Raw genomic sequence first — 20488 nt, 5'->3', positions numbered from 1 at the left:
ATGATGAACGGAAACCCTCTGCTCGCCGGCCTGCCGCCCGTGCATCCCGGCGCGATCCTGCGGGAGGACATCCTGCCGGGCGTCGACCTGCCCAAGACCGAAGTCGCCCGCCGCCTCGGCGTCTCGCGTCAGACGCTCTACGACCTGCTGGATCAGAAGCAGCCCGTGACGCCCCAGATGGCGCTCCGGCTCGGCAGGCTGTTCGGCAACTCGGCCGAGTTCTGGGCCAACCTCCAGCGGGATTTCGACCTGCGGACGCTCGAGGTCAGCATGGCGGCCGAGCTGGCGGCGATCGAGCCCGTCGCGGCCTGAAAGGCCGATCCGTTGGGCCCGTTCCCGACAGGAAGCTGAGCGGCTTGGCACGGGCAACTCTGCTCAGCGCATCGCCTTCGCCTGCCGCTCCAGCTCGGCCAGGAAGGCGAGCACCGCCGGGGCCGGACTGCGGCCGGCGCGGGTCACCACCCCCATCGGCCGGCGCATCACCGGCCGTTCGAGGCGGCGCCAGACGAGGCCGAACGACCCGAGCAGCGGCAGCGTCAGCCGCGGCAGGGCGGTGAGGCCGAGGCCGGCCGCGACCATCGGGCCGACCGTGCCGAGGAACGCGCAGCCGTAGAGCGGCGGCACCGCGAGCCCGGCCTGGAGGAAGGCCGCGTCGGTCATCTGCCGGACGCTGCTCGCCGGCGCCATCGCGACGAAGGGCCGGCCCTCGAACACCGACCAGGGCAGTGGCCCCTCCCCGGCTGGCGCGTCCTCCGGGCGGCAGACGAGGCCGAACTCGTCGGCGAGCAGCGGCCGGTAGACCAGGGTGGCCTGCGCGGGCGGGCGGATCGTCAGGCCGAGATCGGCCCCACCCGCCGCCACCGCGTCGAGCACCGGACCCGACAGGCCGTCGAGCACCGCGACCTCGACCTCCGGGTGGCGCTCGCGGAAGCGCGCGATGGCGGGGGCGAGCAGCACCGCGGCGATCGACGGCAGGGCCGCGACGGCGACCCGGCCGCTGCGCCCCTCGACGAAGCGGGCGAGGTCGTCGGCGGCGCTGTCGAACTCGGCCACCAGCGTCTCGGCGATCCGGCGCAGCTCCAGACCGGTCGGCGTCGGCACGACGCTGCGGGTGGTGCGGTCGAACAGCCGCCGGCCGAGGGCGGCCTCCATCTGCTGGATCGTGCGGCTGAGCGCCGGCTGCGACACGCCGTGCCGCCGCGCCGCCTCGCCGAAGCTGCCGCTGCGGGCGAGATGCAGGAACGCCGTGAGCTGCTGAGGCGTGAAATTCATGCGCATCGGTTATCAATATATAGGTTGAACGCGCCCCGGTCATTGATGGACGCTCCGCCCCGTGCAGCCCGCACATGACAATCGCGGGCGCCGGGAGGAAACCGTGCTTGCTGCCCTGGGATTCGCGACGATCGCGATCTTCCTGTACGCCATCATGACCCGGCGGCTGTCGGTGCTGGTGGCGCTGATCCTGATCCCGGCGGTGGCCGGTCTGCTCGCCGGGGCCGGCCCCGGCCTCGGCAAGATGATGCTCGACGGCATCGCCCGGGTCGCGCCGGTCGGCGTGATGATCGTCTTCGCGGTGCTGTATTTCGGCCTGATGCTCGATGTCGGGCTGTTCGAGCCGATGATCCGGCGCCTCGTGCGGCTGGTGAAGGGCGATCCCGTCCGGGTGACGCTCGCCACCGCCACGCTGACCCTGGCGGTCTCCCTCGATGGCGACGGCGCCACCACCTTCCTCATCACGGTCTCGGCGATGCTGCCGCTCTACCAGCGCCTCGGCATGGACCGGCTGGTCCTGTCGGGCATCGTCGCGCTCGCGGCGGGGGTGATGAACATCATCCCGTGGGGCGGGCCGACCGTGCGGGCGATGGCGTCCCTCAAGGTCGATTCCGCCGCCCTGTTCAACCCGGTCGTGCCCGCGATGGCGGTCGGCATCGCCTGGGTGCTGTTCGTCGCCTACCTGTTCGGCCGGCGCGAGCGCGCCCGCCTCGGCCTGACCGCTCCCGAGGCCGCGGCCTTGCGGCCCGCGTCGCTCTCCGCCGCGGTCCCGGCCGAGTTGCCGGGCGGGCTTCCGGCGGCGGAGCCGGACGAGGGCAAGGTCGCGCTGACGAAGCCCTGGCTGTTCTGGTTCAACGCGGCCCTGACCGCGGTGCTGATCGTCGCCCTGCTGATGGCGCTGCTGCCGCTGCCGGTGCTGTTCATCCTCGCCTTCGCGGTCGCGCTGCCGGTCAACTATCCGCGCTGGGACCAGCAGCAGACGCACCTCGTCTCCCACGCCGACAGCGTCGTCACGGTCTCGACCATGATCTTCGCCGCCGGCATCTTCACCGGCGTGCTGACCGGCACGAAGATGATCGACGCGATGGCGGGAGCCGCCGTCTCGGTGGTGCCGGCGAGCCTCGCCGGCTACCTGCCGGCCATCGTCGCGGTCACCAGCATGCCGCTCAGCCTCGTGTTCACGCCCGACGCCTATTATTTCGGCGTGCTGCCGGTGCTCGGCCAGACCGCGGCCAATCTCGGCGTCGATCCGGTGCTGGTCGGCCGCGGCGCGATCCTGGGCCAGATGACGACCGGCTTCCCCCTCAGCCCGCTCACCGCCTCGACCTTCATCCTGATCGGCCTGTGCGGGGTGAATCTCGGCGACCACCAGCGCTTCATCTTCCCGTGGGCGTTCGGCACCACGCTGGTGATGACCGCGGTCGCCTTCGCGACCGGCGTCCTGGGCTGAGGGTCGTTCCGCTGCGATGCTGCAAGATCGAGCCCGTGACGCTCTCCTTTCCCGGATCTCCTTCCGCTGACGCTGCAGTCGTCCGGGAAAAGGGTCTGGATTCATTGTTTGACTCGATCGGATAAGCCGTAGGGCCGGCCCCTGATCCGGCAGAGGAGTGCCCAGGGTGAGAACCATCAGGATCGGCGCCGGCGCCGGCTTCTCGGGCGACCGGATCGAGCCGGCGGTCGAACTGGCCGAGCGGGGGGACGTGCAGTACCTCGTGTTCGAGTGCCTCGCCGAGCGCACCATCGCGCTCGCACAGCAGGCGCGGATGCGCGACCCGGGCGCGGGCTACGACCCGCTGCTCGCCGCCCGCATGCGCGCCGTGCTGCGGCCCTGCCGCGACCGCGGCATCCGCATCGTCACCAACATGGGGGCGGCGAACCCCGTCGCCGCCGCGGCGGCGGTCGCGGCGGTGGCGCGGGAACTCGGCCTCGACGGCCTGCGAATCGCCGCGGTCACCGGCGACGACGTGCTTGACGCGGTGCTGGACGGGGATCACCGTCTCGACGAGACCGGCGAGCCGGTGAGCGCCCTCGGCGACCGGCTGGTCTCGGCCAACGCCTATCTCGGCGCCGGCCCGATCGTCGCGGCGCTGGCGCAGGGGGCCGACGTGGTCGTCACCGGCCGCGCCGCCGACCCGGCGATGTTCCTCGCGCCGCTGGTGCACGAATTCGGCTGGTCGATGAGCGACTGGACGCGGCTCGGCCGCGGCACGGTGGTCGGCCACCTGCTCGAATGCGCCGGCCAGGTCACCGGGGGCTACTTCGCCGATCCCGGCGTCAAGGACGTGCCCGACCTTGCCCGGCTCGGCTTCCCCCTCGCCGAGGTCGCCGAGGACGGGACCGCGACCGTCACCAAGGTCCCGGGTTCCGGCGGGCGGGTGACGACGGCGACCTGCAAGGAGCAACTCCTCTACGAGGTCCACGACCCCGCCCGCTATCTCCAGCCCGACGTGGTCGCCGACTTCTCCGGCGTGCGGGTGAGCGAGGCCGGGTTCGACCGGGTGCGGGTCGAGGGCGGCGACGGCGCCCCGCGCACCGGCCTCCTGAAGGTCTCGGTCGGCTACCGCGACAGTTGGGTCGGCGAGGGACAGATCTCGTATGCCGGCGCCGGCGCGGTGGCGCGCGGGCGGCTGGCGCTCGACATCGTGGCCGAGCGCCTGCGCATGACCGGGGTCGCGACCCGGGAGACCCGCTTCGAGCTGATCGGCGTCGACGCGATCCTCGGACCCGCCCTCTCGGCCGATGCTCCCGAGCCGCGGGAGGTGCGAGTCAGGGTCGTCGGCCGCACCGACGACCGGGCAGAGGCCGAGCGGATCGGCCAGGAGGTCGAGTCGCTGTACCTCAACGGCCCGGCCGGCGGCGGCGGCGCGACGAAATCGGCCCGTGAGATCGTCGGCATCCGCTCGCTGCTGCTGCCCGAGGCCGCGGTGACGCCCGCCCTGCACCTCGTGGAGAGCTGAAGCATGCCGACGATCCTGCGCCGCCTCGCCCATGCCCGCACCGGCGACAAGGGCGACGTCTCGAACATCTCGGTGATCGCCTACGACCCGCGGGACTATCCCCGCCTGGAGCGCCACGTCACGGCGGAACGGGTCGGGGCGCATTTCTCCGGCCTCGTTCGCGGCGAGGTGGAGCGCTACGCGCTGCCGGGGCTCGGCGCCCTGAACTTCGTGCTTCACGGGGCGCTCGGCGGCGGCGTGACCCGCTCGCTGGCCCTCGACGCCCACGGCAAGTGCCTCGCCTCGGCGGTGCTGGACATCGAGATCCCCGACGAGGCGTGACGTTCGGCGAGGGGATACCGGCGGTGACCTACTGGGTTCGCTTCGGCGCGGCCTGCAGGAAGTCCTGGAGCTGCTGCCGGTAGAAGCGCGCGAAGCCGGTGGTGCCGTGGCCGCTGGTCTCGGCGCTGGCCGGGATCAGGTACAGGCGCCCGCTCCTGAGGCGCTTCATCTCGCGCTCCATGATCCCGGTCTCGGGCGGGTTGCGCTCGTCGTCCGCCGAGTTGATCGCCAGTACCGGCGCCTCGATCGCCTCGAGCCCCGGCGACGGGTTGTAGCCGCGCGACGACTCCCACTGGTAGATGTAGTCGTTGGCGTCGGCGTTGAACGGCGCCGCGAGGCGAGCATCCACGAGCCTGTCGGCGAGTTCGCCGGTCGGCCCCTGCTTCTGCAGCGCCAGCGTGCCGCCGCTGGTGGCCAGGGCGAAGAACACGTTGGCGACCCGCAGCGAGGGCGGCTGGGTGGTATACTCGCCGCCGGCATAGGCCGGGTCGCGCCGGATCGTCTCGATCAGGAGCCGGCGCGTCATCCAGTTGCGGCTCCCCATCTCGCTCGGCTGCGACGCCATCGGCACGAGGGCGTCCATGAAGGCGGGATGCTTCACGCCGAGGATCCAGGCGTGCATCCCGCCCATCGAGTTGCCGATGACGAGCCGGACGCGCTTGAGGCCGAGATGCTCGGTGAGCAGCCGGTACTGCGCCTCGGCCATATCGTCGTAGTTGTAGCGCGGGAACTTCGTCTTCAGACCGTCAGACGGCTTCGACGATCGGCCGTGGCCGATCGCGTCCGGGATGACGATGTAGTGTTTGGCCGCGTCGAGCGGCTGGCCGGGACCGAACAGCTCGCCGGCGAAGCCGGGCGTGAGCATGCTGGCGGCCGAACCGGTGGTGCCGTGCAGGACGACCACCGGCTCGCCCATCGGATCGCCGACCGTGGTGTAGTGCAGGCGCAATTCCGGCAGGACTTCGCCGGTGTGGAACCGGAAGTCCCTGACCGTCCAGTCCCCCTCCCGGGGGGCCGGGTAGTCGGCGGCGCCCGCCGCGAGGGCAATCAGCGACAGGGCCGCCCCCATGGCGGCTGTCCGCAACAGCCTCACGACTCGCATCTGCATTCCTTCCCGGCATCGGCATTTTTTGTTTGTGGCCAAGCCAGTATCGCGCCCCGGGGCGCGGCGGGCAACAGGCGGCGCGGCGCTCACCGGGGCCATCGCTTCAGCGATTGTCCTGCGGTCGCCCGAAGGGCGACGCTCGATGGCGGGCGCGAGGAGCGCCCCGCGGAGCGGGTTCGGGCGGACGCATGTCCGCCCGAACGCAGAGCGGAGCGAAAGCCAAAGTCACGGATGTGACTGCCGGCGCCTGAGGCCAAGCAAGAAAACAGGGCAATCGCTTTGAAGCGATTGTCCTGCGGCGCTCGTCGGGTCCGGGCCGGCTCCTACGCCACCCGCCGCGGCACCAGCCGCTCGCTCGCCAGGGCCTCGCGGGCCCCCGACGGGCCGGCCTCGCCGTACTCGGCGTCCTCGTTCACCGCCCAGACGTCATAGCGGCGCTCGCCCGCCAGGATGTTGCGCGCGGTGAGCATCGCGGTCATCATCGCGTGGTCCTGGTTGTTGTACTTGTGCATGCCGTTGCGGCCGACGAGGTGGAGCGTCGGGTAGCTGCCCTCCAGGTCCCGACGGATCGCCGCGACGTGGTCGCGATACGCCTCGTCGTAGACCGGATAGGCCTTGGGCTGGCGCACCACGCAGGCATCGACCACGTCGTCCGGGTCGATCAGGCCGATCTGCCCGATCTCGCGCTTGGCGAGCGCGACCAGCGCCGCGTCGTCGGCGTTCCACAGGCCGTCGCCCTCGAAGCAGAAATATTCGAGGCCGAGGCAGGCGTGGCCGGACAGCGGCACCATCTCGGGCGACCACGAGCGGAAGTTCTGCACCCGGCCGACCTGCACCGAGGGGTCGTGGATGTAGACCCAGTTATCGGGGAAGTCCCGGTCGGTGCGGGCGATCAGCGCCACGGTGAGGAAGTCGCGATAGGCGAGTTCCCGGGCGTGGAAGGTGCTCAGCGGCGCCGGGCGGAGCGCCGCGACGAGGTCGCGGATCGGCGCCGAGGACACGACGTGGCGGGCGGTGACCGTCTCGCGGGTACCGTCGCCCGTCACCGCGCTCGCCGTCCACAGGCGCGAGGCCGGGTCGTAGCGCAGGGACTCGACGCCGCGGTCGAGCAGCACCCGGCCGCCGCGCGCCCGGATCGCCGCCGCGGCGGCGTCCCACATCATGCCGGGGCCGCGGCGGGGATAGCGGAACGACTCGATCAGCGTCTTGATGACCGGGCCGCCCGCCCTGCCGCGGCGCAGGCCGAGGGAGCGGGCGAGGGCGTCGCGGATCGCCGCCCCGAGGTCGAGCCCCTTGATCCGCTGGGCCGCCCAATCGGCCGAGATCGCGTCGCAGGACATGCCCCACACCTTCTCGGTGTAGGTGCGGAAGAAGATCGAGAACAGGCGCTGGCCGAACTGGTTGCGCACCCAATCGTGAAAGCTCTTCGGCTCGCGGATCGGCCGCGCCCGGGCGTAGAGATAGGAGGCGACGCAGGCCGCGCTCTCGATCGGGCCGAGGTTGCGCAGGGCCTCGAACGCCTTGAGCGGATAGGCGTAGTAACGCCCCTTGTAGTAGATCCGCGACAGCCGCGGCCGGTCGACGAAGTCGTCGGGCAGGATCTCGTTCCACAAGTCCACCACCTCCCGCGACTTCGAGAAGAAGCGGTGGCCGCCGATGTCGAACAGGAAGCCGTTGTGGGAGACGGTGCGGCTGATGCCGCCGACCCGCTCGGGGTCGCGCTCCAGCACCAGCACGTCGCGGCCGGCCTTCGACAGCATGTAGCCGGCGGTCAGTCCCGCCGGGCCGGCGCCGATGATCAGCGTCTCGGTGTGAAGGCTCATCGGGCGTCGGTTCCGGACCGGCCTCCTCCGGCCGGCGACCCGGTCGACGCTAAGGCGCGGGAGTAAAGAAGACTTCAACCCCCGGGTGCGGGTGCGACCGGGCCGGACTAACCGCAGGTTAAGCCGGCCGTGCGAGGCCGGGAGGCCTCCCGCCCGAAGCCCGCCCGATGCTCGCCGCCGACCTCGCCGCCCCGCCTCGCCGCCCCGCCCCCGCCCTGCTGGAGCGGCCGGCGGTGCTGTGGCTCCTCGTCGGCCTCGGGCTCGCCGGCACCTACCTGCTGCGCGACGCGAGCGCGGTCTGGCGCGACCTCGACCTGCCCGACACCGACGACGCCATGCGGCTCGTCGAGGTCCGCGACCTCCTCGCCGGGCAGCCGTGGTTCGACCTCGTCCAGCACCGCCACCTGCCCCCGGGCGCGCCGCCGATGCACTGGTCGCGCTTCGTCGACCTGCCGATCGCCGCGCTGATCCGCCTGCTCGGGCCGGTGGCGGGCGCCCAGGCCGAGGCGGCGGCGGTGATGCTGTGGCCGCTGCTGCTGTTCGGCCTTTATGCCGGGCTGCTCTACCGGGGCGTGCGCGACCTGTTCGGCACTACCGCGGCGACGCTCGCCCTGTTCGCCGCGACCCAGACCGTCCTCGTCGCCGCGCTGTTCGGCTACGGCCGCATCGACCACCACAACGTGCAGATCTGCACCATGCTGGCGATGGTGCTGTGCCTGATGCGGCCGGCCTGCGGCCTGCGCGAGGGCGCCCTGGCGGGCGGTCTCGCCGCCTTCTCGCTCGCGGTCGGGTTGGAGACGCTGCCGACCATCGCCTGCGCCGGCCTCGGCCTCGCCGGGGCATGGATCCTCGCCGGCCGCGCCGCCCTGCCGGCCTTCCTCGGCTTCGGCCTCGCCCTCGGGCTCGGCGGCCTCGCGCTGTTTTCCGCCCAGACCGCGCCGGCCCTGTGGCGCGTCACCGCCTGCGACGCCCTCTCGCCGCCCTGGCTCTGGCTCGGCGGCTGCGCGGCCCTCACGGCGCTCGCCGCCGCCGGGCTCGACCGCCGCCTGCCCGGCCCCGGCCCGCGCCTCGCGCTGGCGGCCGCGGCCGGCGCGGCCACCCTCGCGGGCTTCGCCGCGCTGTTTCCCGACTGCCTGCACGGGCCGTTCCCGGGCATGCCCGGGATCGTGCGGCGGGAATGGCTCGACGAGAACCGCGAGATGATGCCGCTCCCCGCCGCCCTCGCCTTCGACGGGCCGCAGGCGCTCGCCGTCGCGATGCCGGTCTACCTCGCGGCGCTCGCCGCGCTGGCGGCGGCGTGGCGGGAGCGCGATCCCCGGCGGCGCTGGGCCTGGGGCCTGCTCGGGGCGGTCCTGACGGTCGGCGCCGTCATCGGCACGACCCAGATCCGCGGCTTCTACGTCGCCGCCGGCTTCGTGCCGGTGGTCGCCGGCCCGGTCCTCGCCCGGGCGGTCGCGCTGCTCGGGCCCGCCGGCGCCGGCCGTCCGGTGCTCCGCCGGGCCGGGGCGCTGCTCCTCGGGCTCGCCCTCGTCGGCAAGGTCTGGTTCGCCCTCGCGACCCTGCCGGCGCTCGCCGGCCTGCGCGAGCGGGCCGCGGACCCGGTCGAGGGCTGCCTCGCGGCCGCCCCGATCCGCGCCCTCGGCGCGCTGCCGCCGGGGCTGGTGCTGGGCGAGATCTATCTCGGCCCGCACATCCTGGCGCTGACGCGCCACAGCGTCGTGGCGGCGCCCTATCACCGCGCCACCGAGGGTCTGCTCGCGAGCCTGGAGGCGCTGAAGGACGAGGCGTCCCTGCGCCGGGTGGCCGAGGCGATGGGGGTGAACTACATCGCGCTCTGCGCGCCGTCCGGCCCCTTTCTCGACGGGTCGTCCCTCGCGGCCCACCTGATGCGGGACGGGGCGTCGCGACCCTGGCTGGAGCGGATCCCGATGCAGAACGATGCCCTCGCGGTCTGGCGCGTGCAGCAGTCGGCGCCGGCGGCCGCGCGGCGGCGCGGCGCCTCCTCGCCCGGGGCCTGAGCGTCGCGGTGCTGGAGGCCCGCGGCCGCGTCGGCGGGCGCACCGTAACCACGATGCTGCGCGGCCACCCGGTCGATCTCGGCGCGCACTGGCTCCATGCCGGGCCGATCAATCCGCTGGTCGCCCTCGGGCTCGCCCGCGGCGAGCCCCTGCGGCGGGCGGCGCAGGAGAGCCACCTGCGGATCGGGCGCCGCCCGGCCCGGCCGGCGGAGAGCGCCGCCTTCGCCCGCGCCTGGGCGGTGGCCGACCGGGCGATCGGCGACGGCGCCCGCCTCGGCGGGCCGGACCGGCCGGCGGCGAGCGCCCTGCCGCCCGGCCTCGGGCCGTGGGGGCCGCGGGTCGCCCTCGTCCACGGCCTCGTCTCCGGCCGGCCGCTCGGCGAAGTCAGCCTGCACGACTTCCCGAGCATGGAGTACGGCGACAACTTCTTCATCCAGGGTGGCTACGGCGCCTATCTCGCCCGCCTCGCCCGCTTCCTGCCGGTGGCCCTGCGGGCGCCGGTGCGCGCCATCGACTGGTCGGGCGAGGGCGTCGCGCTCGATGCCGGCGAGCACGGGGTGCTGCGGGCCCGGGCGGTGGTCGTCACCGCCCCGATGATGCTGCTGCGCGACCAGGACGCGGTGCGGTTCCGGCCGCACCTGCCCGATCCGGTCCGGGCGGCGATCGACGGATTCAGCGCCGGGATCTACGAGCACGTCGTGCTGCACTGGCCCTCGGCGCCGTTCCGCGGCCGCGACCGGCTGGCGACGCTCCTCGGCCACCGGCTCCAGCCGCCGGGCCTGCTCACCCGGGTCGACGGGGCGCCGTTCCACTTCTTCGAGCTCGACGCGCCGCTGGCGCACCGCCTCGACGCCGCCCGCGCCGGGGCGGACGGCGCCCGGCGCCTCGTGCGCGAGACGCTGGCGGCCCATGTCGGGGCCTCCGGCATCCGCGACCTCGCGGTGCCGGCGGTGTCGGAATGGCGCCACGACCCATGGTCGCGCGGCTCGTGGGCGGTGGTGCCGCCGGGCCATGCCGGCGCCCGCGACCGGCTCAAGGAGCCGGTCGGCGGGCGGATCTGGTTCGCCGGCGAGGCGCTGTCGCGGGCCCAGTGGGGCACCGCCGGCGGCGCCTGGGAGGAGGGCGAACGCGCCGCCGACGCCGTGGCGGACGCGCTGGCCTGACCTCGCCGGCCCCAGCCTCAGAGCATGCTGGGCAGGATGCGGTCCGGCGGCCGGTGGCCGTCGAGGAAGGTCTTGATGTTGATGATGACCTTCTCGCCCATGTCGGAGCGGCTCTCGTGGGTGGCCGAGCCCATGTGAGGGAGCAGCACGACCTTGCCGGCGCGGGCGAGCTTGACGAGACGGGGGCTCACCGCCGGCTCCTGTTCGAACACGTCGAGGCCCGCGCCCGCGATCTCGCCGGCCTCGATCAGCCGGGCGAGCGCGGTCTCGTCGATGATCTCGCCGCGGGCGGTGTTGACCACCACGGCGGCCGGCTTGAGCAGCTTCAGCCGCCGGGCCGAGAGCAGGTGGTAGGTCGCCGGCGTGTGCGGGCAGTTGACCGAGACGATGTCGACCCGCGCCAGCATCTGGTCGAGGGATTCCCAGTACGTCGCCTCGAGCTCCTGCTCGGTCCGGGCCGTGATTCGGCGGCGGTTGTGGTAGTGGATCGACAGCCCGAACGCCTTGGCGCGGCGGGCGAGGGCCTGCCCGATCCGCCCCATGCCGACGATGCCGAGGCGCTTGCCGGTGATCCGCCGCCCGAGCATCCAGGTCGGCGACCAGCCGTGCTCCCAGGAATCCTCCGGGATGATCCGGGCGCCCTCGGTGACCCGGCGCGCCACCGCGAGGATCAGCGCCATGGTCATGTCGGCGGTGTCCTCGGTGAGGACGCCCGGCGTGTTGGTGACGGTGATGCCGCGCTGGAGTGCCACACCGACGTCGATGTGGTCGACGCCGTTGCCGAAATTCGCGATCAGCCGCAGGTTCGGCCCGGCCTGGGCGAGGAGCGAGGCGTCGATCTCGTCGGTGACGGTCGGCACCAGGACGTCGGCCTCCTGCAGCGCCTGCGCCAGGGCGGCGGGCGGGAGCGGCTTGTCCTCGTGGTTGAGGCGGGTGTCGAAGAGCTCGCGCATGCGCGTCTCCACCACGTCCGGCAGCCGCCGGGTGACCACCACGAGCGGCTTGCGCTTCGTCGACGACATGTCCCCTCCCCTCATCCCCGGGTGCCGCGCGCCGCGGGGGCGGCCGCCGGTGCCCGGCAGCCGTAACCGGCCTGATCGGAAATGAGAATAGGCGAGCTTGCGGCCGCACGGGAAGCCCTGCCTTGGTCCCCCGGTGCGCTACCTTCCGTTAACCACCCTGGCGTGAAACAGGGGCCGTGAGCGGCGAGCCCGCGCCCGCGACGAGACGAGACCGCGATGCCGAAGTTCCGCGCCGCTGCGCTCCTGCTGGCCCTGCTGGCTCCGGCCGCCGCCCGGGCCGCGCCCGAGGTGGCGCTCGGCTCGGCGACGAAGCTGCCGGTCCCCCGCTACGTCAGCCTGAAGACCGACCGGGTCAACCTGCGCGAGGGGCCGTCGAAGGACCACCGCACCCTGTGGGTGTTCCAGCGCGCCGGGCTGCCGGTGGAGATCGTCGCCGAGTTCGAGACCTGGCGCCGGATCCGCGATTCCGAGGGCACCGAGGGCTGGGTGCTGCACTCGCTCTTGTCGGGGCGGCGCACCGCGATCGTGCTGGCCAAGGGCGACAAGGCGGCGCCGACGCCGCTCTACGCGAGCCCGGAGGGGCGCGGCGACGTGGTGGCCCAGCTCCAGGCCGGGGTGATCGGCAGCGTGAAGGCGTGCACCGGCACGTGGTGCCGCCTCGTCGTGTCGCTGCCCCAGAAGCGCGGCGACGTCGACGGCTACGTGCGCCAGGACAGCCTGTGGGGGGTCTACCCGAACGAGAAGGTGGAGTGAGGCGGGGCGGCTCGAGCCCTCCTCCCTCTGTGGGGGAGGGTCTGACTGCGTTCCGGCCACCAAAAAGGCCGCGCATCCTGGCGGATGGCGGCCTCAGGAATCCGGTGTGTAGGTCGGCTCAGTCCCGGCGGCGCAGCCGCACGATGACCTCGACCCCGGCGATCTCCATGCCGGCGGGCGGCTCGGGCAGGGCGTCGACGGTGATGCCGCAATCAGGCATGTCGAGAACCTGACCCTCCTCCTCCAGGAAGAAGTGATGGTGCTCGCTCGGGTTGGTGTCGAAATAGGCCTTCGACCCATCCAGGGCGAGCTGGCGCAGCAGGCCGGCCTGGGTGAACTGGTGCAGGGTGTTGTAGACCGTCGCCAGGGAGACCGGGACCTTGGCCCGCATCGCCTCGTCGTAGAGCATCTCGGCGGTGAGGTGCCGGTCGCCCTTGCCGAACAGCAGCCAGCCGAGGGAGAGACGCTGGCGCGTCGGCCGCAGGCCGGAGCGGCGCAGGCGGTCCCGCAGTTCGGAGAGGGGGCAGCCGCGACGCTGCCCGGCGCCGCCCGCCTCGACCAGGGTCGGAGCGCGCGCGCTGAGCACGGCATGCAGGGGCGACAGGTCGTTCATCGGCGCAACAGCCAGTTCTCGGTCCGCAACGAAATTCGTCACTTGGTTATATGGAGACTCCCGACGCCCCGCAACCCGAAGCCCGGTCCGGGACAGTAGATCAGAACCGTTACAGGATGACCGGAATCGCCTCGCGGACGATCGTTCCGGGCCCGATCGACCTCACGTCATCGGCCGGCGCGGCGGCGGTCGGGCGGGTTGGAACCGGCTCGCGCCCTATGTTAACCAAGCGCCGCCCGGTGGTCCGCGCCCGCGCGGGGCCGCCCGATGTTCTTCCGAGGATTCCACCCCCTTCATGTCCGCTGACCACCCCGCCGCCGAGGCTCCGGCCCGGCCCTCGCACTTCTCCTACGAGGATCTGCTGGCCTGCGGGCGCGGCGAGATGTTCGGCGCCGGCAACGCGCAGCTCCCCCTGCCGCCGATGCTGATGTTCGACCGCATCGTGTCGATCGCCCGCGACGGCGGCGCCCACGGCAAGGGCCACGTCCGGGCCGAGCTCGACGTGCGGCCCGACCTGTGGTTCTTCCCCTGCCACTTCCAGGGCGACCCGGTGATGCCCGGCTGCCTCGGGCTCGACGCCCTGTGGCAGATGGTCGGGTTCTTCCTCGGCTGGCTCGGCTCGTCGGGCCGCGGCCGGGCGCTCGGCGTCGGCGAGGTCAAGTTCGCCGATCAGGTCCTGCCGAGCGTGACCAAGGTGGTCTACGGCGTCGACCTCAAGCGCGTGCGCCAGGGCCGCCTCGTCCTCGGCATCGCCGACGGCTGGCTGGAGGCCGACGGGCGGCGCATCTACGAGGCCCAGGACCTGCGGGTCGGGCTGTTCCAGGCCGCGGCGCCGGCCGGCGGCTGAGGCTTCCCGGCCCGCCGAGGGATCCCTTCCGCCTTCCGGGCGGTTGAGATTACGGGCCGGCGGGCCTAGGTGACAACCGCGCGACGCAGGGTTCCGTCGCGCGAGGAGGACTCACATCGTCATGAGGCGTGTCGCGATCACCGGGATGGGCATCGTCTCGTCCATCGGCAACAACACGCAGGAGGTGCTGGCGAGCCTGCGCGAGGCGCGCTCCGGCATCACCCGTGCCGAGGCGTTCGCGGCCCACGGCTTCCGCTGCCAGGTCCAGGGCGCCCCGACCCTCGTCGCCGAGGACGTGGTCGACCGCCGCGCCATGCGCTTCCACGGCGGCGGCACCGCCTGGAACCATGTCGCGATGGAGCAGGCGATCCGGGATGCCGGGCTCGAGGCGGGCGAGATCTCGCACGAGCGCACCGGCATCATCATGGGCTCGGGCGGTCCCTCGACCCGCGCCCTGGTCGAGGCGGCGGACGTCGCCCGCGCCAAGGGGCCCAAGCGCGTCGGCCCGTTCGCGGTGCCCAAGGCGATGTCCTCGACCGCCTCGGCGACCCTCGCCACGTGGTTCAAGATCCGCGGCGTGAACTACTCGATCTCGTCGGCCTGCGCGACCTCGAACCACTGCATCGGCAACGCCGCCGAGATCATCCAGGCCGGCCGCCAGGACGTCATCTTCGCCGGCGGCTGCGAGGAACTGGACTGGACCCTCTCGGTCCTGTTCGACGCCATGGGGGCGATGTCGGCGAAGTACAACGACAGCCCGGCCACGGCCTCGCGCGCCTACGACGTCAACCGCGACGGCTTCGTCATCGCCGGCGGCGCCGGCGTGCTGGTGCTCGAGGAACTCGAACACGCCAGGGCCCGCGGCGCCCGCATCTACGGCGAGGTCGCCGGCTACGGCGCGACCTCGGACGGCCACGACATGGTGGCGCCGTCCGGCGAGGGCGCGGTGCGCTGCATGCGTCAGGCCCTCGAAGGCCTGAAGGGCGCGCGGATCGACTACATCAACCCGCACGCCACCTCGACGCCGGTCGGCGACGAGAAGGAGATCGAGGCGATCCGCGAGGTGTTCGGCACCGGCGACCGCTGCCCGCCGATCGCCGCGACGAAGTCCCTGACCGGGCATTCGCTCGGCGCCACCGGCGTGCAGGAGGCGATCTACTCGCTCCTGATGATGAACAACGGCTTCCTGTGCGAGAGCGCCAACATCGACGAGATCGATCCGGCCTTCGCCGACATGCCGATCCTGCGCAAGCGGGTCGACGACGCCCGGATCGGGCACGTCCTGACCAACTCGTTCGGCTTCGGCGGCACCAACGCCACCCTCGTCCTCAAGCACGTCGACGCCTGACGGCCGGGGCCGCGGGACTGTTTTTCAGGACGCCGGGGCGGTCGTGTCCGCCCGGCGCCGCAACCGGGAGTGTGCGCGTGGCGGGTTTGATGGCGGGCCGGCGCGGCCTCATCATGGGGGTCGCGAACGACCATTCCATCGCCTGGGGCATCGCCAAGGCCGTGGCGGCCGAGGGGGCGGAGCTCGCCTTCACCTACCAGGGCGAGGCGCTCGGGCGCCGGGTCGGGCCGCTCGCCGCGTCCCTCGGGTCGAACCTCGTCGTCTCGTGCGACGTCGAGGATCCGGCGAGCGTCGACCGGGTCTTCTCGGCCCTCGACGAGGCGTGGCCGGACGGGTTCGACTTCGTCGTCCACGCCATCGGCTTCTCCGACAAGTCGCAGCTCAAGGGCCGCTACGTCGACGTCACCACTCGCGAGAACTTTTCCCGCACGATGGTGATCTCGTGCTTCTCGTTCACCGAGATCGCCCAGCGCGCGGCCGGGCGGATGCGCCCGGGTGGGGCGCTGCTCACCCTCACCTACGGCGGCGCCACCCGGGTGATGCCGAACTACAACGTGATGGGCCTCGCCAAGGCGGCGTTGGAGGCTTCGGTGCGCTACCTCGCCGCCGACCTCGGGCCCCAGGGCATCCGGGTCAACGGCCTCTCGGCCGGGCCGGTGCGGACGCTCGCCGGAGCCGGCATCGCCGACGCCCGGCTGATGTACAACCACCAGCGCGCCCACGCCCCCCTGCGCCGCACGGTCACCACCGAGGAGATCGGCGGCTCGGCGCTCTACCTGCTGTCGGGCCTCTCGGGCGGCGTCACCGGCGAGATCCACTTCGTCGATTCGGGCTACAACATCATCTCGATGCCGCGCCCCGAGGTGCTGAAGGCCCAGGACGATGCCGGGGTGACCGGCAGCGAATGAGGCAGCCGCGGCGCGCCGCCCCTGGCGCGCGCCTTGCGCCTCTGCGAAGCTCGACACCGCCTCGCAGGGAGCCGCCGATGTCCGACCACCTCGCCCGCCGGATCGCGCAAGGGGCCGGGCGCGAGCCCGCCGACCTCGTCGTCCGGGGCGCGCGCCTGCTCGATCTCGTCACCGGCGAGCTGGTGGCGACCGACATCGCGGTCTGCGGCGACACCGTGGTGGCGACCTACGGCACCTTCGAGGGCCGGACCGTGATCGAGGCCGGGGGCCGGATCGCCGTGCCGGGCTTCATCGACACCCACCTGCACATCGAATCCTCGCTCATCACCCCGCACGAGTTCGACCGCTGCGTCCTGCCGCACGGGGTGACGACGGCGATCTGGGATCCGCACGAACTCGCCAACGTGCTCGGCACCGCCGCCTTCGACTACGCCCTCGCGGCCTCGGCCGAGACGGTCATGGACATCCGGGTCCAGCTCTCGTCCTGCGTGCCGGCGACAGAATTGGAGAGCGCCGGGGCCCGCATCGGCGCCGACGCCCTCCTGCCCTACCGCGACCATCCGCGCTCCCTCGGGCTCGCTGAGTTCATGAACTTCCCCGGCGTAGTCGGGGCCGATCCCGGCTGCCTCGCCAAGCTCGACGCCTTCGCGGGCCGCCACGTCGACGGCCATGCCCCGCTCCTGACCGGCCGCGGCCTCGACGCCTACGCGGCCGCCGGCATCCGCACCGACCACGAGGCGACCTCGGCGGCGGAGGCGCTGGAGAAGATCCGCAAGGGCATGACGGTGCTGATCCGCGAGGGCTCGGTCTCGAAGGACCTGCACGCGCTGGCGCCGCTCCTGACTGTCGCGACCGCGCCGTTCCTCGCCTTCTGCACCGACGACCGCAATCCCCTCGACATCGCCGAGGAGGGCCATCTCGATCACCTGATCCGCACCGCGATCGGCCTTGGCGTGCCGGCGCTCGCCGCCTACCGGGCCGCCTCGCTCAGCGCCGCCACCGCCTTCGGCCTGCGCGACCGCGGCCTGATCGCCCCGGGCCGCCGGGCCGACATCGTGCTCCTCGACGACCTCGACGCCTGCGCGGTCTCGGCGGTGATCGCCGGCGGGCGCCTCGTCGACGAGGCCGCCTTCGCCGGCCGCGCCCGCACCCCGGCGCCGGGCCGCGGCAGCGTCCGGGCCGATCCGGTGGCGGCTGAGGACTTCGTCGTCCCCGGCACCGCCGGCGCCGAGATCCCGGTGATCGGCGTGGTGGCGGGGCTCATCATCACCGAGTTCCGCCGGGCGGTGCTGCCGGTGACGGAGGGCGCCGCGCGGCCCGATCCCGGCCAGGACGTGGTCAAGGTCGCGGTGGTGGCCCGCCACGGCACCCGCAGCATCGGCCGCGGCTTCGTCCAGGGCTTCGGCCTGACCCGCGGGGCGATCGCCTCGTCGGTCGGCCACGACAGCCACAACCTCTGCGTCGTCGGCGCCGACGATTCCGACATGGCGGCGGCGGTCAACCGGCTGATCGCGCTCCAGGGCGGGTTCGTGGTGGTCGAGGGCGGCCGGGTGCTCGCCGAACTCGCCCTGCCGATCGCCGGGCTGATGAGCGACCTGCCGTTCGAGGCGGTCCGCGACGCGCTCCACCCCCTGCGCGACGCGGCGCGCTCCCTCGGCTGCACCCTACCGGAGCCGTTCCTCCAGGTCGCGTTCCTGCCGCTCCCGGTGATCCCGCACCTCAAGATCACCGACCGCGGTCTGGTCGATGTCGACCGCATGGCGCTGATCTGAGAAACTGGTTGAGGCTGTTCATAGTATTTACCACATGAGGCGCCCCTTTCCCGGACGACTGAAACGAAGTGGAAGGAGATCCGGGATCCAGCACAATAAGTCGCGAAGCGTCCATGCACAGCAACAGTGCTGTCAGGCGAAGCCGCTTCGCGGCACATCTGACGTCTGGATCCCGGATCTCCTTCCGCTGACGCTGCAGTCGTGTAGGCCCATTCGGGCCCGGAAAGGGGTGCTCCGCGCGATCAATGCGATGAACGGCCATTCAGGCAGTCTCCGACAGCCGGATTGCCGGCGCCGAGGCGCCACCGGACCGGCCTGCCTCTCCGGGCAACCCATGCCGCCGCTTCACACCCCGCGAAAATAGTTGTATCATGCAACATAGAGAGCGGGGACCAGGGTGGCTATGGTCGATGATGCGAGCGCCCTGATCGAACCGATCCGCGCGGCGTCCCGTCGTCTGGTCCGCGAACTCGGCTTCATGCGGGACGGCCTCGCGGGGGTCGACCTGCCGCCCTCGGCCGTCCATGCGCTGCTGGAGATCGAAGCCCGCGACGGCATCACCGCCGCAGCCCTGTCCGGTCTTCTCGGGCTGGAGAAATCGAGCGTGAGTCGGCTCCTGCGCAAGCTCGTGGAGGCCGGGGAGGTGGCCGAGGGGCCGGCCGGCGCCGATGGCCGGGCCAAGCCGCTGTCGCTCACGCCGCGGGGGCGCGCCACGACCGGCGCCATCCACGGCTTCGCCCGCCGGCAGGTGGCGGGAGCGCTGGAACGGCTCCCCCAGGCCCGGCATCGAACGGTCACGGACGGGCTGCGGCTCTACGCCGATGCCCTCGCCGCCGGCCGGGATGCGATCCCCGCTTCCCCCTCCGTCACCATCGAAGCCGGATACCGCCCCGGTGCCCTGGGGCGCTGCGCGGAGATGCACGCCCGCTACTATGCGCGGGAGGCCGGGTTCGGCGCGTCGTTCGAGGCCCTGGTGGCGTCCGGCCTCGCCGAGTTCTCGGGGCGGCTCGACCGTCCCTGCAACGGCCTCTGGCTCGCCCTGCGGGAGGATCGCGTCGTCGGCACGGTCGCGATCGACGGCGAGCACCTGGGGCCGGGCCTCGCGCATCTGCGCTGGCTCATCGTGGATGACGGGGTACGGGGCGGCGGGGCCGGACGGGCCCTGCTCTCCGCCGCGGTCGGGTTCTGCGAGGCGCAGGGGTTCGACGCCGTCCACCTGTGGACCTTCCAGGGCCTGCATGCCGCCCGGCACCTCTACGAGAGGCAGGGCTTCGTCCTGGCGGAGCAGCGACCGGGGCGGCGATGGGACTCGGAGGTGATGGAACAGCGATTCGTCAGGCCGGTCGCGAAGTCGGGATCGGAGGTCGTCGGCCCGCCGGCACGATGATCCTCAGAGCTGCCGCGCGATCTCGGCCGCCGACTCCGCCGGCGGGCGCATCAGGTTGAGCGAGCCGACGAAGCCGTCGTCCTTGTCCATGATGTAGACGAGCGCGGTGTGCTCCATCGTGTAGTCGCCGTCCTTGAGCGGGACCTTGCGGCTGTAGGCCCGGTACGCCTTGATCGTGGCGGCGACCGCCTCGGGCGAGCCGGTCAGGCCGACGATGCGCGGGTCGAAGCTCGCGAGGTACTGCTTCAGTGCCGCCGGGGTATCGCGCTCCGGATCCACCGTGACGAACAGGGCCTTCACGTCGCGGCCCTTCGGCCCCAGCGCCGCCAGCACGTCGGAGATCTGCTGCAGCGTCGTCGGGCACACGTCCGGACAGTGGGTGAAGCCGAAGAACACGAGGTGCGGCCGGCCCTGGAAGTCCCGCTGCGTCACGCTGCGCCCGTCCTGGTCGACCAGGGCGAACGGGCCGCCGACGGCGCTCGCCGTCGCCACCGGCCGGCGCAGGTCGAGCACCGTCACGGCGGCGAGGCCGAGCGCGATCAGCCCGAGGGCGAAGGCGAGGAGCGGCAGCGCGGCGCGGCGCATCCGGGGTGTGAGCGGCATCGGTCCGGGCCTGTCCTGTCGGGCGCTGGTCGGGAGGCAGGCCACATCACGGCGGAGCCGCCCCGGCAAGGGGGCACGGGGTCGCCCCAGGGCCATCGCTTCAGGGCGATGGCCCTGGTTTCCTGCTTGGCCTCAGGCGCCGGCGTTCGCATCCGCTCACTCGGCTCTCGCTCCGCTTTCGCGTTCGAGGGGATGTTCGTCCCCCCGAACCCGCTCCGCGGGGCGCTGTTCGGGCGCAGAGCGCAACCGCGCCCGGCCTATCGCGTCGCCCTGCGGGCGACCCCAGCCCTGCGCCGGCCTCGCCTCAGCCAGACCGGGGGGCCATTGCGCGACGCCCCCGCCTCTCCTATCGCTCGGGAACGCTGCCCGTTCACCGGGCTGTCTGCCTGCCTGATTGCCGAAAAACCTGCCAGAAGACGCCTGCCATGATCGACAAGCTCTCGCTCCCCAAGGACAAGATCCGGGTGCTTCTGCTGGAAGGCATCAACGACAGCGCGGCGTCGCTGTTCACCGCCGCCGGCTACACCAACGTCACCCGCCTGCCCAAGGCCCTCGACCCCGCCGCCCTGCACGACG

18 protein-coding genes and 1 pseudogene are annotated in these 20488 nt (G+C 72.7%); 13 read left to right on the top strand and 6 right to left on the bottom strand.

Annotated features, from left to right (window positions below; all coding sequences use genetic code 11):
* The first annotated feature begins 3 nt into the window (after positions 1-3).
* Entirely contained in the window at positions 4-312 is a 309-nt protein-coding gene (locus EOE48_RS12585; RefSeq protein ID WP_210249567.1) for a HigA family addiction module antitoxin, read from the top strand.
* A gap of 63 nt (positions 313-375) precedes the next feature.
* On the opposite strand, the gene EOE48_RS12580 is transcribed toward EOE48_RS12585, so the two are convergent.
* The gene (locus tag EOE48_RS12580; protein WP_187371401.1) at positions 376-1272 is read right to left on the bottom strand and encodes a LysR family transcriptional regulator; all 897 of its coding nucleotides are present in this window, start codon (positions 1270-1272) and stop codon (positions 376-378) included.
* A gap of 103 nt (positions 1273-1375) precedes the next feature.
* Here EOE48_RS12580 and EOE48_RS12575 point away from each other — a divergent pair, with 103 nt between their 5' ends.
* The 3 genes from EOE48_RS12575 (at position 1376) to EOE48_RS12565 (ending at position 4550) form a co-directional block, all read left to right on the top strand.
* Positions 1376-2722, top strand: a complete 1347-nt coding sequence (locus EOE48_RS12575) for a CitMHS family transporter (protein ID WP_127729478.1) — start codon at positions 1376-1378, stop codon at positions 2720-2722.
* Between the two features lie 166 nt (positions 2723-2888).
* Positions 2889-4229, top strand: a complete 1341-nt coding sequence (locus tag EOE48_RS12570; protein WP_127729476.1) for an acyclic terpene utilization AtuA family protein — start codon at positions 2889-2891, stop codon at positions 4227-4229.
* A gap of 3 nt (positions 4230-4232) precedes the next feature.
* A complete protein-coding gene (locus tag EOE48_RS12565) occupies positions 4233-4550 on the top strand; it encodes an AtuA-related protein (RefSeq protein ID WP_127729474.1) in 318 nt (105 codons plus the stop codon).
* Positions 4551-4578: 28 nt separating this feature from the next.
* Here the strand turns inward: EOE48_RS12565 and EOE48_RS12560 are convergent, their stop codons facing one another.
* On the bottom strand, positions 4579-5652 hold the full coding sequence (locus EOE48_RS12560; RefSeq protein ID WP_425463657.1) for an alpha/beta fold hydrolase: 1074 nt from the start codon (positions 5650-5652) through the stop codon (positions 4579-4581).
* 326 nt (positions 5653-5978) lie between these two features.
* Entirely contained in the window at positions 5979-7478 is a 1500-nt protein-coding gene (locus EOE48_RS12555) for an NAD(P)/FAD-dependent oxidoreductase (RefSeq protein ID WP_127729470.1), read from the bottom strand.
* Positions 7479-7645: 167 nt separating this feature from the next.
* Between EOE48_RS12555 and EOE48_RS12550 the strand changes: the two genes are divergently transcribed.
* Positions 7646-9496 (top strand): hypothetical protein, encoded by a 1851-nt coding sequence (locus tag EOE48_RS12550; RefSeq protein ID WP_127729468.1) that lies wholly within the window; start codon positions 7646-7648, stop codon positions 9494-9496.
* A complete protein-coding gene (locus EOE48_RS12545; protein ID WP_127729777.1) occupies positions 9388-10659 on the top strand; it encodes a flavin monoamine oxidase family protein in 1272 nt (423 codons plus the stop codon). The genes EOE48_RS12550 and EOE48_RS12545 overlap by 109 nt, the downstream gene beginning before the upstream one ends.
* Positions 10660-10676: 17 nt before the next feature.
* Here EOE48_RS12545 and EOE48_RS12540 read toward each other — a convergent pair whose 3' ends face one another.
* Positions 10677-11681: a 2-hydroxyacid dehydrogenase gene (locus EOE48_RS12540; protein WP_127729466.1), complete on the bottom strand. Its 1005-nt coding sequence runs from the start codon at positions 11679-11681 to the stop codon at positions 10677-10679.
* Between the two features lie 216 nt (positions 11682-11897).
* Here EOE48_RS12540 and EOE48_RS12535 point away from each other — a divergent pair, with 216 nt between their 5' ends.
* On the top strand, positions 11898-12434 hold the full coding sequence (locus EOE48_RS12535) for an SH3 domain-containing protein (protein WP_127729464.1): 537 nt from the start codon (positions 11898-11900) through the stop codon (positions 12432-12434).
* Positions 12435-12552: 118 nt separating this feature from the next.
* Here the strand turns inward: EOE48_RS12535 and irrA are convergent, their stop codons facing one another.
* Complete coding sequence (gene irrA / locus EOE48_RS12530) at positions 12553-13047, bottom strand: iron response transcriptional regulator IrrA (RefSeq protein WP_127729461.1); 495 nt, start codon at positions 13045-13047, stop codon at positions 12553-12555.
* 295 nt (positions 13048-13342) lie between these two features.
* On the opposite strand from irrA, the gene fabA reads away from it, so the two are divergent.
* From fabA to EOE48_RS12505, 5 genes are all read left to right on the top strand, one after another.
* A complete protein-coding gene (gene fabA / locus EOE48_RS12525) occupies positions 13343-13894 on the top strand; it encodes a 3-hydroxyacyl-[acyl-carrier-protein] dehydratase FabA (RefSeq protein ID WP_127729459.1) in 552 nt (183 codons plus the stop codon).
* A 121-nt stretch (positions 13895-14015) separates the two neighbouring features.
* The gene (gene fabB / locus EOE48_RS12520) at positions 14016-15242 is read left to right on the top strand and encodes a beta-ketoacyl-ACP synthase I (protein ID WP_127729457.1); all 1227 of its coding nucleotides are present in this window, start codon (positions 14016-14018) and stop codon (positions 15240-15242) included.
* A gap of 77 nt (positions 15243-15319) precedes the next feature.
* Entirely contained in the window at positions 15320-16150 is an 831-nt protein-coding gene (fabI, locus tag EOE48_RS12515) for an enoyl-ACP reductase FabI (protein WP_127729455.1), read from the top strand.
* Positions 16151-16227: 77 nt separating this feature from the next.
* Positions 16228-17922 carry an adenine deaminase gene (ade, locus tag EOE48_RS12510; protein ID WP_127729453.1) on the top strand — a complete coding sequence of 565 codons (1695 nt, stop codon included), beginning with the start codon at positions 16228-16230 and terminating at the stop codon, positions 17920-17922.
* A 403-nt stretch (positions 17923-18325) separates the two neighbouring features.
* Positions 18326-19309 (top strand): bifunctional helix-turn-helix transcriptional regulator/GNAT family N-acetyltransferase, encoded by a 984-nt coding sequence (locus tag EOE48_RS12505; protein WP_127729775.1) that lies wholly within the window; start codon positions 18326-18328, stop codon positions 19307-19309.
* 3 nt (positions 19310-19312) lie between these two features.
* On the opposite strand, the gene EOE48_RS12500 is transcribed toward EOE48_RS12505, so the two are convergent.
* Complete coding sequence (locus EOE48_RS12500; RefSeq protein WP_127729451.1) at positions 19313-19912, bottom strand: SCO family protein; 600 nt, start codon at positions 19910-19912, stop codon at positions 19313-19315.
* A gap of 425 nt (positions 19913-20337) precedes the next feature.
* Between EOE48_RS12500 and EOE48_RS29845 the strand changes: the two are divergent.
* Positions 20338-20488 (top strand): annotated as a pseudogene (locus EOE48_RS29845) (phosphoglycerate dehydrogenase); the annotation flags it as partial.

It is taken from the genome of Methylobacterium oryzihabitans, from assembly GCF_004004555.2.
Lineage (GTDB): Bacteria > Pseudomonadota > Alphaproteobacteria > Rhizobiales > Beijerinckiaceae > Methylobacterium > Methylobacterium oryzihabitans.
This window is presented reverse-complemented; position numbering and strand designations above follow the sequence as displayed.